Below are 14065 nucleotides of genomic sequence, written 5' to 3' on the forward strand. Positions count from 1 at the left end.
TACTTTTATATCAAATTGATTTTACCCATTCTTCGGCAAATTGAAGCGCATTGTCGAGTTTTGAAGGGTCTTTTCCGCCAGCCTGGGCCATATCCGGACGGCCTCCGCCGCCTCCGCCGCAAATTGCCGCTGCTTCCTTGATCAGTTTCCCAGCCTGATAGCCTTTCTTGATCAGGTCATCCGTCACTGCTGCAATCAGGTTCACTTTACTGCCGTCGGTCATGCCAAGGAGGATGACTGCTGAACCAAGCTTCTGCTTCAAGTCATCAGCCATGTTTCGCAGGCTGTTCATATCAGCTGCTTCGACACGCGCTGCCAGCAGTTGGACACCATTTACTTCTTTGACCTTGGAAGTCAGGCTTCCTGCTTCAATATTACCCAATTTTGCCGAAAGGGATTCATTTTCGCGCTGAAGCTGCTTCATTTCAGCAAGCATTGAGTCAATTCTGTTTGCAACCTCTTTAGGAGATGTCTTCAATTTGGCTGCAGCATCTTTCAGGATGCCGATTTGATCATTCAGCACTTTGTAAGCTGCTTCGCCTGTTACAGCTTCAATCCTTCTTGTTCCTGCTCCGATGCCGCCTTCAGATACAATCTTGAACAGTCCGATGACGGATGTGTTTGGAACATGGCAGCCGCCGCAAAGCTCCAGGCTGTAATCGCCGACTTTTACGACACGGACAATATCGCCGTATTTTTCACCGAATAATGCCATCGCGCCCATTGCTTTTGCTTCAGCAATCGGCTTGAAGCTGGTCTCAACCTGAATGCTTCTCCAGATTTTTTCGTTGACGATTGTTTCTACTTGCTCAAGCTCTTCTGCAGTCACCTGACCAAAATGAGAGAAGTCGAATCGCAGTCTGTCAGGCTCGACAAGAGATCCTGCCTGGTTCACGTGACCTCCGAGCACATCCTTCAATGCCTGGTGAAGCAAGTGTGTCGCTGTATGGTTCTTGATGATTCGAGCACGATTTTCCTGGTCCACCTCAGCTGTCACTTCAAGGCCTTTGGTTACCTTGCCTTCTTCTACAACTGCATGGTGAAGATTCTGTCCGTTTGGAGCTTTCTTTACATCCTTTACAGATACCTTTACTCCATTCGCTGTAAGGGTTCCTTTATCGGCAATCTGGCCGCCGCTTTCTGCGTAGAAAGGTGTAACATCAAGGATGAAATGGATTTCATCGCCGGCATTCGCTTCTTCAACTAGCTCGCCTTCCTTGACCAATGCAACGATCTTGCTGTTTGTTTCGAAATTGTCATAGCCGACGAATTCACTGCTCTCTTTAATGTCGCCAAGGATACCGCCTTGAACCTGCATGGAACCTACGTCCTGACGTGCAGCACGTGCTCTTTCACGCTGCAGCTCCATCTCTTTTTCAAAGCCTTCATGGTCGACCTTCAAGCCTTCTTCCTCAGCATACTCTTCTGTTAATTCGACAGGGAAACCATAAGTGTCATAAAGGCGGAAGACATCTTCTCCCTGAACCATGCCGCTGCCTTTTTCCTTCTCCTTCTTGATCAGCTCAGAAAGAATCGCAAGTCCTTCATGAAGTGTTTCATGGAAACGGTCTTCTTCATTCTTGATGACCTTCTGGATGAAGTCTGTCTTTTCTTTTACTTCCGGGTAGAAGTCATACATGATTTCACCAACCACTGGCACAAGCTCGTACATGAATGGACGGTTGATGTTCAGCTTCTTGGCATAACGCACAGCGCGGCGCAATAGTCTGCGAAGTACATATCCGCGGCCTTCGTTTGAAGGAAGTGCACCATCGCCGACAGCAAAAGCTACCGTACGGATGTGGTCAGCAATAACTTTAAACGCCTCATCCTTCTCCTTGGACTGTCCGTATTTTTCACCGGAGATTTCTTCAGTCGCATTGATGATTGGCATGAACAAATCTGTTTCAAAGTTTGTCGGAACGTCCTGAACGACTGAAGCCATACGCTCAAGCCCCATACCTGTATCAATATTTTTCTTCGGCAGCGGAGTATATGTTCCGTCAGGATTATGGTTAAATTCAGAGAACACAAGGTTCCAAACTTCTAAATAACGGTCATTTTCTCCTCCAGGATACAATTCCGGATCTTCAGGATCATTGCCGTACTCAGGTCCTCTGTCATAGAAGATTTCTGTATTTGGACCACTTGGACCTTCACCGATATCCCAGAAGTTCCCTTCAAGGCGGATGATGCGCTCTTCAGGAACACCGATTTTCTCTCTCCAGATATTGAAAGCTTCGTCGTCTTCCGGATGGATTGTCACCGAAAGCTTTCCAGGATCAAAACCAATCCATTTTTCATCCGTAAGGAATTCCCAAGCGAATTCAATTGCTTCCACCTTGAAATAATCACCGATCGAGAAGTTTCCAAGCATCTCAAAAAAAGTGTGGTGGCGCGCTGTTTTGCCGACATTTTCGATATCGTTCGTACGGATCGATTTCTGCGCATTTGTGATACGCGGATTTGCCGGGATCACACGGCCGTCGAAATATTTTTTCAATGTGGCAACACCACTGTTGATCCAAAGAAGGGAAGGATCATCGTGAGGTACGAGCGATGCGCTCGGCTCGATTGCGTGGCCCTTTTCCTTGAAAAAATCAAGATACATTTTTCTAATTTCAGCACCTGTCAGTTTTTTCATAAAACTAACCTCCTAAATCCAAGTGAAATTTAAGCTTTCAGGGATTTTAGACAACAAAAAAAGCCCTCATCCCTGGACAGGGACGAGAGCTTGCTCGCGGTACCACCCTGATTATGGACGCAAAAACGCACGCCCATCTCTCAAAAACGCTTTAACGCAGCTGCTACGGCAGGTTTTGCCTACACTCCGGAATAGCCTTCTGTTATCCTTCACCGGGAATTCTTTCAGCCTGGGAATCCCTCTCTTGACGATGGTCTATAACATACTCGTTCCTTCTACACTTTTCGAATTATTAATCTATAGCCGAATTATATATACTCCAGGTGCGGTTTGTCAAACGACTTGGCGAAAATTATGAGGGGCGTTCTTTCTTTCTCTCAAGGATGATATGATCTTTTGCATGAATCAATGCCGCCCTCAATACAACCAGGACAGGAACAGCTAGAATCAATCCAAGAATGCCGCCGACTTCTTCACCCGCCAGCAGCGCAAACATGATCATCAGCGGATGCATGTGCAGGCTTTTCCCGACAATCAGCGGGGAAAGGATATTTCCCTCAAGAAATTGCAGAGAAAAAACAATTACAAGTGAAAGAAGCACCATCTTCACCGACATAGTTGCTGCAATGATCACGGCTGGAATAGCTCCAATGATCGGGCCAAAATAAGGGATCACATTCGTTATCCCAACGATTGCTCCTAACAGCAGCGAATACTTGATGCCCGCCATCCAAAAAAACAATGAAGACAGGACACCAATGATGAGACATATGAGCAGCTGGCCCCGGATATAGCTCCCGAGCGACTTGTCGACTTCGTGCAGGAACTTTGTGCCTGGCTGCCTCCACTGCCGAGGTGTTAGGTACCATGCCGCTTTTTTCATGACATCGAAATCCTTCAGCATATAAAAAGCGATAAACGGAATAACCGCTATCGTCAAAATTGAATTTATGATATCCATCAGGAATGTCATCGTACCTGCGAGCACACCATCAAGCCATTGCTCCATCCGGGTAATCCCATCCTCGATTCTTTCGTGGATGCCTGCCGGCCAAGTCGAGGTCTGGTCAACAATATTATTGACCATTTGCCTATATTGCTCTGCAAAATACGGGGCATTCTCCGCCAGGTCGCCCAGCTGGTGAATCAGTGCAGGGACGCCTTTGTAAAAAGCAAACCCCGCTCCGCCAAAAAACAAAATATAAATAATCAAAATCGAAACTCCACGGTGAAGTCCTCTTTGATGCAAGGCCTCAACAATAGGGTGGAGCAAATATGTAATAAACGCAGCCACGGAAAAAGGAACAAGCAGCGATATCAAAACTTCCAAAAACGGAACCCAAATGGACTGCAATTTAATAAAAACAAATAGCACAATAAATAAAAGGAGAAGAAATCCGAGCCGGTAATACCATTTCATCTGGATATTCACTATCTTCACCCACCTTCCTGTTTATTCTTGAAAGAAAGGTGGAGGATTATGCATTTTTTGGCCTTGCGAGGATATTTACACGCTTATTGAACTTTGATAATCATGCCATCTTCATAAAATTGGAAAGACCGCTAAACAGCAAAGAAACCCCTGCAAATATTACAGGGGTTCATCATTATAGGATTGGCGCAGACAGCATATTAAAATAAAGCTTTCGTCATTTTCTTGCCAAGCTTCTTCATTTTTCTGCCTGACATCATATTATTGTTTGACGTATAGTTGTAAGCTGCCATGCCAGCACCAAAAGCGATTACGGAGGTTAACATTTTATTCAATGTGCTTCACCTCTTCGTTTAATTTTTATATGCCGTATTGACGTTGATCTTCTTCAAACAAATCATCAAGTGAGCTCAATGTTCCATCTTCTTCGACTTGATGGGTATGGATCAAGCCTTTGTTCAGAGACAGTTCGATGAAGCAATTCCAGCAGTAATATTGGTTGATGCCAATTTTACCGATATCCTTGCTTTTGCAATTGGGACAACTTAACATAAGGACACCTCATCTCGATTTAACAGTGACGACGATGGCATCCTTTCCGATTGCAGGCGGACCAGTGGTCTTAATGACACGCTTCCCATTCGCGATATCCGAAAAAAAGCCATCCGTTAATTCGTACCCTACAATCGTGCCCACTTCTTCCATAAAATATACATCCTCCAGCAAGCCGAGCTGCTCCCCTTCCTTCGAAAGAAGCTTTTTCCCAGCGAGGCTCTCATTATGCTCGAATGTATATTCAGGCTCTGTCTCCAATCGCTCCAAGGCTGACTTGTCTTTCACCATGATCCCATCTTCACCAAAGGATGAAACCTGGTCCACTTTGACTTGAAACGTTTTCTTGAGGAACGCACCCTTTTTTACAAGTAAGCCTACTACGCTTCCATTGCCTGAAATGCTCACATCACAAACTTCGCCCAGTTTTTGACCACTCGCCAATTCATATACAGGCAGTCCTTTTAAAAGTGAAAATGTCCGCAAAAGTGTGTCCCGCCTTTCCGAACACTCTTAGTTTCCACTGACTGCAGACAATTCATAAGGTGTAAGGTTTTCCATGGAAAATAAAAAAGAATCCGCAATAATTGCAGATTCTTACGCCTCATTTTCCTCCATAAAATCATAAGGAGTCAGTTTGCCCATCCCTATCATCGGATCAGCTTTTTTGATGATATCGATATAATCCGTTCCCTCATCTTTTTGGATATTTTGTTCACTTTGATTTTCCGACTGGGGCTTGCCTTGATCGCTTGTTTCCGCTTCACCATTCAATTCAGGCAGCATTTGTACAAGCTTCTCAACGAGTGTAGTATTCCTTGCTGTATCCTCACCGCGTTCAATCCCCATTTTCAGTGCTTCTTCTTCGCCAACAAGAATGAGGAATTGCTTACTTCTGGTGATCGCCGTATAAATCAGATTCCTGCGCAGCATCCTGTAGTAGCTTTTTACCACCGGAAGGACAACAATCGGAAATTCACTGCCCTGGGATTTATGCACTGAACAGCAATAGGCATGGGTGATTTGCGACAGGTCCGGCCTATTGTAAGTGACTTCAATACCGTCAAAGGAAACAATCAGCTGATCTTGTTTTTCCGTGTTTTCCTTTGCGTAAAAGATTGCGACTACCTCACCCATATCCCCATTGAATACATTGGCTTCTGGCTGATTGACTAGCTGGAGGACTTTATCGCCGATCCGGTATTTCACATCGCCAAACGCCAGTTCTTTCCTGGTGCCATCATCATTCGCATTGAATAACTCCTGCAGCAGCTCGTTCAAACGGTCGATACCGGCAGGACCTCTGTACATCGGTGCCAGCACCTGGATGTTCCTAGGCGAATACCCTTTCTTTTTGGCATTCGCGACTACCTTTTCGACTACCTGCGGAATCTGGCTGGTCGTACATTTTATAAACGATCGGTCTGGCTGTTGTGCGGAAATATCATCTGGCATATAGCCATTTTTGATTTGGTGGGCAAGTTCGATGATCGACGAACCTTCAGCCTGCCTGTAGATGTCCGTCAGCCTCACTGTCGGGACTCTTCCTGAATCCAACAGATCCTTCAGCACCTGGCCGGGACCTACTGATGGGAGCTGGTCTTCATCCCCCACTACGATAACCTGTATATTGTCAGGAAGCGACTTGAACAATTGATGTGCCAGCCATATATCAACCATTGAGGTTTCATCAATGATCAGAATCTTCCCTTCTAGCGGCTGGTCTTCATTATGGTCAAAGCCTTCTGCGCCATTCCAGCGCAGCAGCCTGTGGATGGTCACGGCAGGGAGGCCGGTTGACTCAGTCATCCTCTTAGCCGCACGACCGGTCGGAGCTGCCAGCAAAAACGGATAAGGTTCTTCTTTTTTATAGTCCTTAGGATCCAAAGAACAGCCATGCAACTCCGCATAAAGCTCAACAATTCCCTTGATGACCGTCGTTTTCCCTGTGCCAGGACCGCCTGTCAGGATCATCATTGGTGACATAAGCGCTGTCTGGATCGCTTCCTTCTGGCTTGGTCCGTATTGGACACCCAGACGCTCCTCTAAATTACCGAGAGCAAGCAGAAACTCTGACTCAGGAAATTGATTTTCATATTCATTCTGGTCGAGAATCCTCTTTATGTTCACAACCAGGCCTTTTTCCGAATAATAAAGGGACGGCAGATAGATTCTCTGTTCTTCGGCAACCAGCTTTCCTTCTTCACCAAGCCTGACGATTTCGTTCGAGATATCAGTGAATTCAATCTCAATACTCTGATTGTCTTCAAGCAGCTTTTTTACCTCGACAAGCAAATTCTCCGCATCCATGAACACATGCCCGCCCTGGATGCTTGAACTTTCGAGTGTATAGAGACAGGCCGCCTTGATCCGGTCAGGATGATTTCCTGTCAGTCCAAGCTGGCTTCCCAGTTCATCTGCCCTTCCGAATCCAATGCCTTCGATATCCTCGACCAGCTTATAAGGGTTGTTCTGGATGACGTCGATGGCTTGTTCTTTGTATACTTGATAAATCTTCATCGACAACTGAGGGCCAAATCCATATTCGTTTAGTGCTACCATGACTTGTTCAAGGCCTTGATGCTCCATCAAAGTGTCATAAAGTTCCTTCGCTTTTTCAGGAGCCAGCTTAGGAATCTGGTCAAGTACGGATGGATTCTCAATGATTCGCGTTATCGCTTTTTCACCAAGTGTATCAACGATTTTTTCTGCCGTTTTTTTCCCGATTCCCTTGAAGAGATCACTCGATAGGTAACTGATGATCCCCTGCTTTGACTGTGGCAAATCCTTGCGGAAATGTGTGGCATGGAATTGGGCGCCGAATTTAGGATGTTCTTTTACCTCTCCAAAGAATATATAAGTCTCCTGCTCATGAATCCGGGGGAAATAGCCTGTTATGACTGCTTCCTTATCATCGTACTGCTCATTCGTTTCCTCAACCCTGATCCTCAAGACTGTGTAAAGATTTTGTTCATTATGAAAAATGGTGACAAGATGCTTTCCTTTCATGAACTTACCTTGTTCTGAAAACAAATCAAGCGAGTCCTGTTTATCCAAAGCACTTCCCCCTTTCATCCATTGACCTTTAATTAATGGAGATCCTGACCCTCAATCAATTTCTTGCCGTGTCCTGCAAGCAAGTGATCTGGCTGAACTTCCAATGCACGATTGAACATTTCAAGTGCCTTGTCGCCATCTTCTTTGTACCCATAAGCTACCCCGAGATTATAAAATGCGTCCGCATGCTCCGGGTCCAGTTGGATTGCATGTTCAAGCGCAATTATCGCTTCATCGATAAAAGCTTCCCTGGCGAGGCATAGGCCATATTGGAAATGGGCTTCAGCATCATTTTCGAGAAGTTCCGTGCTGCGCTGTAAATATGGCAGAGCCAGCTTGCTGCTGCCCAAATGCGCGAGACTCATACCCAGCATGAAAAAATTGTCTCCATTGTCCAGCCCTTTTTTCATGGCCAGCTCAAACATCTTTCTGGCTTCATCGAAATCCTGGTTATCGTAATAAACACTGCCCTTGCTGTAGTATGCTGCTGTAGCATTTTCATCAAGGCCGATCGCTTTATCGTAAAAATTCATCGCTCTTTCCGTATCGCCTACCGCGGTAAGTACGTTCCCGAAATTTATGTATGCAACTGGATCTTTTGGCTGAGCATCAATCGCTTCAGCAAATGCCTTCGCAGCCTCTTCCCATTTGCCTTCTCTCATAAAATCAATACCAATCTGGTTTTTATCCATAATTAACACTCCATTCTCCATGAAAGTATACCATATCAAGGGGTATTTTAGGCTCTCTCTAGTACTGCTGAACTTTACTTTTGGTTTGTAAAACAGAAAGTTTCCAAACAGACTTAAATCCAAAACAATCCCCGGCGAAGCTGGCCCGCCGGGGATTTGATCAGGATTAGCCGACATATGTCAGTTTGCTTCCGTTTTTGAAAATCTCGTCAATCGTTCCGCCGCCTAGACATTCATCACCATCATAGAAAACGACGGCTTGTCCTGGTGTCACGGCACGGATTGGTTCTTTGAACAGGACTTTTGCGGTCCCATCATCCTGGAGTTCGACCGTTACAGCATTATCGGGCTGGCGGTAGCGGAATTTGGCTGTACATTCGAATGTCTTAGGCTTTTCCCTGTCAGATACAAAGCCGACATTAACCGCCGTGATGCTGTCTGAAAACAGAAGTTCGTTGTGAAAACCTTGTTCAACCAACAAGACATTACGCTCAAGGTCTTTGCCGACAACAAACCAGGGTTCACCTGAACCGCCAATGCCAAGGCCCTGGCGCTGACCGATTGTGTAATACATCAGACCGTCATGTTTTCCTTTTACAACACCGTCCATTGTCTCCATATTGCCTGGCTGGGCCGGCAGGTAATTCCCAAGGAACTCCTTGAAATTCCTTTCACCTATGAAGCAGATGCCTGTACTGTCTTTTTTCGTTGCCGTGGCAAGGTCTGCTTCCCTGGCAAGCTCCCTGACTCGGGATTTTTCCAGATTCCCGATCGGAAACAATACTTTTTCAATCTGGCTTTGACTCAATTGGTTCAAGAAATAGGTCTGATCCTTATTTTCATCCAGTCCGCGAAGCATTTTACGTTCCCCGTCCCTGTCTTCGACTCGTGCATAATGGCCTGTCGCCAAATAGTCTGCTCCAAGGTTCATCGCATGCTCAAGGAATGCTTTGAATTTGATTTCCTTATTGCACATGACATCTGGATTCGGCGTCCTGCCTGCTTTATATTCATCTAGGAAATAAGTGAATACCTTATCCCAATATTGTTTTTCAAAATTGACCGCATAATATGGAATGCCAATCTGGTTGCAGACGCGGATCACATCCTCGTAATCCTCGGTCGCCGTACAGACTCCGTTTTCGTCGGTGTCATCCCAGTTCTTCATGAAGATGCCGATCACATCATAGCCCTGCTCCTTTAAAATGAGCGCAGCAACTGATGAATCAACACCGCCGGACATCCCTACCACCACTCTTGTATCCTTAGGTGATTTTTCCATTATGCTTCACCTCTTTTCTCTTCCTTTAAAACTTATTCTTCCCTGAAACCTGGCTATTTTTCTAAAACTAGCTATTTTTCGCAAGCCGGCTGACAATTTTCGCAGTAGCCTCAGCTGCTTTTTCAATCTGTTCCTTTGTATTGTGCAACCCAAAGCTAAAGCGGATGGAATTGGTCAGCTTATCATCTTCTTTTCCAAACATCGCGACCAGCACATGGGAGGGATCGATTGATCCAGCCGTACATGCTGAACCGCTTGAAGCAGCAATGCCAGATAAATCAAGGTTGACAAGCATCGCTTCGACATTCGTGCCCGGAAAGCTTAAGTTTAAAATATGAGGAAGTGATTTATCAAGCAATCCGTTCAGCTGGAAAGAGATTCCGCTGCTTTTAAGTTGATCGATAAACAAATTCCTTAAATCATTATAGAAGCTTCGCTTTGTTTCAAGCTCCGTTTGGGATAGCTGAACAGCTTTGCGGAACCCGGCAATCGCCGCGACATTCTCGGTTCCGGCACGGCGTTTTCGTTCTTGTTCACCACCGAATATCTGCCTGGACAGCTTGATTCCATCCCGGATATAAAGAAAACCAATTCCCTTGGGTCCGTTGATTTTATGGGCTGAAACAGAAAGCAAATCAACCTTCAGTTCTTCGACATCCAATTTTTCAATGCCATAAGCCTGGACAGCATCTGTATGGAAAACAGCTTGATGCTCAGCTAGCGTTTCACCAATCTCTTTGATAGGCTGAATGGTGCCAACCTCATTGTTACCATACATTATTGTTACAAGGATCGTGTCATCCCGTAATGCCTCATTCAATTTTTCCAAAGAAACCAGGCCATTTTCATCTGCCGGGAGATAAGTGACCTCAAATCCACGCTTCTCCAATTCCTCACAGCTGTGCAGGACAGCATGATGTTCAATCTGTGTCGTGATGATATGCTGACCTTTAGAGCGATTGCTTTCCGCATAACCGATGATGGCCAGGTTATCTGCTTCAGTGCCACCGCTCGTAAAAATGATATTGTTTCCCTTCGTCCCGATGCTTTTCGCTAGTTCATCGCGGGTATCGTCGAGGATCTTCCTTGCCTCACGACCAAAATGATGGATGCTAGAAGGGTTACCGAATTCTGCTTCCATTACCTTGACCATTTCGGCCAGCACGTCCGGATGCATTGGTGTAGTGGCTGCATGGTCCAAATAGATTCTTTCCAAAGTCTTACCCTCTCTTCAGAAGATTTTTTATATTGGCTCTTTAAAATTTGACTGTTGATTTTCGTTCCAGGCGCATCGCTTTCCGCGGGGAAGATTTATGAAAAAGCCCAACTGCCGGCTTTTTCAAAGTTCAAATTCTTCCTTGCAGTCGTGGAGCCTCCTCGGCGCTTTAAGCGCCTGCGGGGTCTCCCCATGACTTTCTCATCCAACAGGACTTTGAATTAGCTTCCTCGAACGTGCCCACGCACGATGGAAATGCGTTAGCATTTTCGGAGGAGTCTTCGCGCCTTCCACTACAATCAACAAGTTTTATAAAACCTCGATGGGCTATAACAGAGCCACTAACTATCATGAATTTTGCTGCTTATTCAGCCGAAGAAATTCTGAATGAGAACAAGCGGCATTCCATACGAACAGGCTTTATATATAAAACATATAAGCGTCGGACTCGCCAAAGTTGTCGGAATGATTGGCGAGGTCTTCGATTGTGGTATTGTCGAGTACGTCCTTGACAGCATCTCTGATTCTTGTCCAGAGTTCGCGTTTGGCAGGTTCCTCATCCTCGATACCCTCAACGATGCTAATCGGCCCCTCGAGTACACGGATGATGTCTCCAGCCGAGATGGTTGATGGTTCTGAACTGAGAATATACCCGCCATATGCTCCTCTGATGCTTTTCACCAGGCCGGCATTTCTGAGCGGAGCAACCAATTGCTCTAGGTAATGCTCTGATAAATCATTCGTTTGCGCAATGGATTTTAGTGATATCGGGCCTTCACCATATTTTTTGGCCAGCTCGATCATGATCGTCAATCCATAGCGTCCTTTCGTCGATATTTTCATAATGCACCTCTGTTCCATTTTTCTTAAAAGTTAGCTGTTTTTTTCAGATATATTCATAATGCCCCATATGGCATTCTCTCAATATAAATAGTATCAAAATCCTCAGTCAATAGGTAGGCTTTTGCAATTATAGCACAAATTGCGTGCCCCATGCGCAAGTCCCCCGTTCGTGTTATTGTATATATACGAAATATGCGTTATTGGAGCGATGAGCATGAATCTTAAACCTCTTGCTTTCAGGATGCGGCCGAGGACGGTCGAGGAAGTAATCGGCCAGTCACATCTAGTAGCTGAAGGAAAAATCATAAACCGGATGGTCAAGGCTCGGCAATTATCCTCGATGATCCTTTACGGACCGCCTGGCATTGGAAAAACATCGATTGCCAGCGCCATTGCAGGAAGCACGAATTTCGCGTTCAGGACACTGAATGCTGTTACGAATAATAAAAAGGATATGGAAGTAGTCGCCGCCGAGGCAAAAATGTCCGGAAAGGTGATTCTGCTTCTAGATGAGGTCCACCGCCTCGACAAAGCGAAACAGGACTTCCTGCTTCCTTACCTGGAAAACGGAATGATTGTCTTAATTGGAGCGACGACAAGCAATCCTTACCATGCAATCAATCCAGCAATCCGGTCAAGATGCCAGATTTTCGAACTGAAGCCGCTTGAACCAGATGATATTAAAACCGCGTTGCGCCGGGCTATTGCCGATGAAGAAAGAGGCCTTGGAGACTTGAAGATTGAGATTACCGAAGAGGCGCTTACCCATTTTGCAACAGCCTCAGGCGGTGATGTCAGAAGTTCACTAAATGCGCTTGAACTCGCAGTGCTGTCCACTGAACCTGATGAAGACGGTGTCATCCATATAGATGAAGCTGCTGCAGAAGAATGCATGCAGAAAAAAAGTCTCTCGCATGATAAAGACGGTGATGCTCATTACGATGTACTGTCAGGCTTCCAAAAATCAATCAGGGGCAGCGACGTAAATGCCGCCCTCCACTATCTTGGCAGATTGATAGAAGCTGGCGACCTTGTCAGTATTAACCGCAGGCTCCTTGTCATTGCCTATGAAGATATTGGACTGGCTAGCCCGCAGGCAGGACAAAGGACGCTGGCAGCAATCGAAGCAGCCGAAAGGGTTGGCTTTCCGGAAGCAAGGATTCCATTGGCCAATGCAGTTATCGAACTATGTCTGTCTCCAAAGTCCAATTCTGCTTATGTTGCGCTTGATGCTGCACTGGCGGACATCCGTTCCGGTATCAGCGGCGAAGTTCCCGACCATCTAAAGGATGCCCATTATAAAGGGGCAAAAGACCTGGGAAGAGGCGTTGATTATCTATATCCGCACGATTATGAAGGCGGGTGGGTCAAGCAGCAGTATCTCCCGGACAGGATCAAGAACAAGGTTTATTACAAGCCTAAGAGAACCGGAAAATTCGAACAGGCCATTGCAGCAATCTATGAAAAGATTACAGGACAAAAAAAAATAACGGAAGGGCCGATTTCGGCTCTTCCGCTTTTTTAGCTATTCACACGCTCAATTTCAATATCTTTTAACAGTTCCCTGACAACATGACTTGCCATGATTAGCCCCGCTACTGACGGAACAAAAGCATTGGAAGATGGCGGCATCTTCGCTTTCCGGATTTCCGCATTATCATTGCCGACCTCTTTTCGGACATCTTCCCGGATCACGATTGGGCTTTCATCTGAAAATACGACCGGTATTCCCTTCTTAATTCCTTCTTTTCGTAAACGGGTACGAATGACTTTAGCAAGCGGGTCAGTATGCGTCTTGAAAATATCAGCAATCTGGAAACGGGTCGGATCCATTTTGTTCGCTGCTCCCATGCTCGAGATCATCGGAATGTCACGCTTGATCGCCTCTTTGATCAAATGGATTTTGTAAGAGATTGTATCCGATGCATCAACAATAAAGTCCAGATCATAGCCAAAAATTTCTTCATATGTTTCTTCTGTATAGAACATCTTCAACGCAATGACTTCGCATTCAGGATTTATATCCATAATCCTGTCGCGCATCACTTCTACCTTCTGCTTTCCGACAGTGGAAAGAAGAGCAATAAGCTGGCGGTTGACATTCGTGATATCAACATCATCCTTGTCAATCAAGATCAGCTTGCCAACTCCCGACCTTGCCAGGGCTTCTGCAGCAAACGAACCAACTCCGCCTATTCCCAAAACAGCGACGGTACTGTTCTTCATTATATCAAGGCCTTCCTTGCCGATGGCCAATTCATTACGAGAAAATTGATGAAGCATCCATACTCACTCCAAATTTAAGATTAATGTTACTATCTATACCCGCTTTTGAATATAACATACC

The 14065-nt window shown here is 45.6% G+C and carries 12 protein-coding genes; 1 reads left to right on the forward strand and 11 read right to left on the reverse strand.

Annotation, left to right across the window (positions count from 1 at the left end):
• Nucleotides 1-10: 10 nt before the first annotated feature.
• The 10 genes from alaS to cymR all read right to left on the reverse strand — a co-directional run bounded on the left by alaS (nt 11) and on the right by cymR (nt 11718).
• On the reverse strand, nt 11-2644 hold the full coding sequence (gene alaS, locus FOF60_RS17715) for an alanine--tRNA ligase (protein WP_192470793.1): 2634 nt from the start codon (nt 2642-2644) through the stop codon (nt 11-13).
• Nucleotides 2645-2996: 352 nt separating this feature from the next.
• Entirely contained in the window at nt 2997-4076 is a 1080-nt protein-coding gene (locus tag FOF60_RS17720; RefSeq protein WP_192470792.1) for an AI-2E family transporter, read from the reverse strand.
• Nucleotides 4077-4276: 200 nt separating this feature from the next.
• Nucleotides 4277-4402 (reverse strand): YrzQ family protein, encoded by a 126-nt coding sequence (locus FOF60_RS17725; protein ID WP_225649961.1) that lies wholly within the window; start codon nt 4400-4402, stop codon nt 4277-4279.
• A gap of 34 nt (nt 4403-4436) precedes the next feature.
• Entirely contained in the window at nt 4437-4628 is a 192-nt protein-coding gene (locus FOF60_RS17730) for a hypothetical protein (protein WP_192470791.1), read from the reverse strand.
• A 9-nt stretch (nt 4629-4637) separates the two neighbouring features.
• Nucleotides 4638-5114, reverse strand: coding sequence for a PRC-barrel domain-containing protein (locus tag FOF60_RS17735; protein ID WP_192470790.1), 477 nt, complete (start codon nt 5112-5114; stop codon nt 4638-4640).
• Between the two features lie 111 nt (nt 5115-5225).
• A complete protein-coding gene (locus FOF60_RS17740; protein WP_192470789.1) occupies nt 5226-7685 on the reverse strand; it encodes an SF1B family DNA helicase RecD2 in 2460 nt (819 codons plus the stop codon).
• A 32-nt stretch (nt 7686-7717) separates the two neighbouring features.
• Nucleotides 7718-8377: a tetratricopeptide repeat protein gene (locus FOF60_RS17745; protein ID WP_192470788.1), complete on the reverse strand. Its 660-nt coding sequence runs from the start codon at nt 8375-8377 to the stop codon at nt 7718-7720.
• Nucleotides 8378-8543: 166 nt separating this feature from the next.
• Complete coding sequence (gene mnmA, locus FOF60_RS17750; RefSeq protein WP_192470787.1) at nt 8544-9659, reverse strand: tRNA 2-thiouridine(34) synthase MnmA; 1116 nt, start codon at nt 9657-9659, stop codon at nt 8544-8546.
• 67 nt (nt 9660-9726) lie between these two features.
• Nucleotides 9727-10875, reverse strand: coding sequence for a cysteine desulfurase family protein (locus tag FOF60_RS17755; protein WP_192470786.1), 1149 nt, complete (start codon nt 10873-10875; stop codon nt 9727-9729).
• 420 nt (nt 10876-11295) lie between these two features.
• On the reverse strand, nt 11296-11718 hold the full coding sequence (gene cymR, locus FOF60_RS17760; protein ID WP_041967745.1) for a cysteine metabolism transcriptional regulator CymR: 423 nt from the start codon (nt 11716-11718) through the stop codon (nt 11296-11298).
• Nucleotides 11719-11932: 214 nt separating this feature from the next.
• Here cymR and FOF60_RS17765 point away from each other — a divergent pair, with 214 nt between their 5' ends.
• Nucleotides 11933-13243 (forward strand): replication-associated recombination protein A, encoded by a 1311-nt coding sequence (locus tag FOF60_RS17765; RefSeq protein WP_264647582.1) that lies wholly within the window; start codon nt 11933-11935, stop codon nt 13241-13243.
• Here the strand turns inward: FOF60_RS17765 and FOF60_RS17770 are convergent.
• A complete protein-coding gene (locus tag FOF60_RS17770; RefSeq protein WP_167831662.1) occupies nt 13240-14001 on the reverse strand; it encodes a tRNA threonylcarbamoyladenosine dehydratase in 762 nt (253 codons plus the stop codon). The genes FOF60_RS17765 and FOF60_RS17770 overlap by 4 nt on opposite strands.
• Nucleotides 14002-14065: the final 64 nt, after the last annotated feature.

Origin of the sequence: Mesobacillus jeotgali (genome assembly GCF_014856545.2) — a bacterium.
GTDB lineage: Bacteria > Bacillota > Bacilli > Bacillales > Cytobacillaceae > Mesobacillus.

What these genes read in the sequence shown, in the direction of transcription:
- alaS (WP_192470793.1), bottom strand. Translation starts at nt 2,644, where the DNA reads ATGAAAAAACTGACAGGTGCTGAAATTAGAAAAATGTATCTTGATTTT.
- FOF60_RS17725 (WP_225649961.1), bottom strand. Translation starts at nt 4,402, where the DNA reads ATGTTAACCTCCGTAATCGCTTTTGGTGCTGGCATGGCAGCTTACAAC.
- FOF60_RS17730 (WP_192470791.1), bottom strand. Translation starts at nt 4,628, where the DNA reads ATGTTAAGTTGTCCCAATTGCAAAAGCAAGGATATCGGTAAAATTGGC.
- FOF60_RS17745 (WP_192470788.1), bottom strand. Translation starts at nt 8,377, where the DNA reads ATGGATAAAAACCAGATTGGTATTGATTTTATGAGAGAAGGCAAATGG.
- mnmA (WP_192470787.1), bottom strand. Translation starts at nt 9,659, where the DNA reads ATGGAAAAATCACCTAAGGATACAAGAGTGGTGGTAGGGATGTCCGGC.
- cymR (WP_041967745.1), bottom strand. Translation starts at nt 11,718, where the DNA reads ATGAAAATATCGACGAAAGGACGCTATGGATTGACGATCATGATCGAG.
- FOF60_RS17765 (WP_264647582.1), top strand. Translation starts at nt 11,933, where the DNA reads ATGAATCTTAAACCTCTTGCTTTCAGGATGCGGCCGAGGACGGTCGAG.
- FOF60_RS17770 (WP_167831662.1), bottom strand. Translation starts at nt 14,001, where the DNA reads ATGCTTCATCAATTTTCTCGTAATGAATTGGCCATCGGCAAGGAAGGC.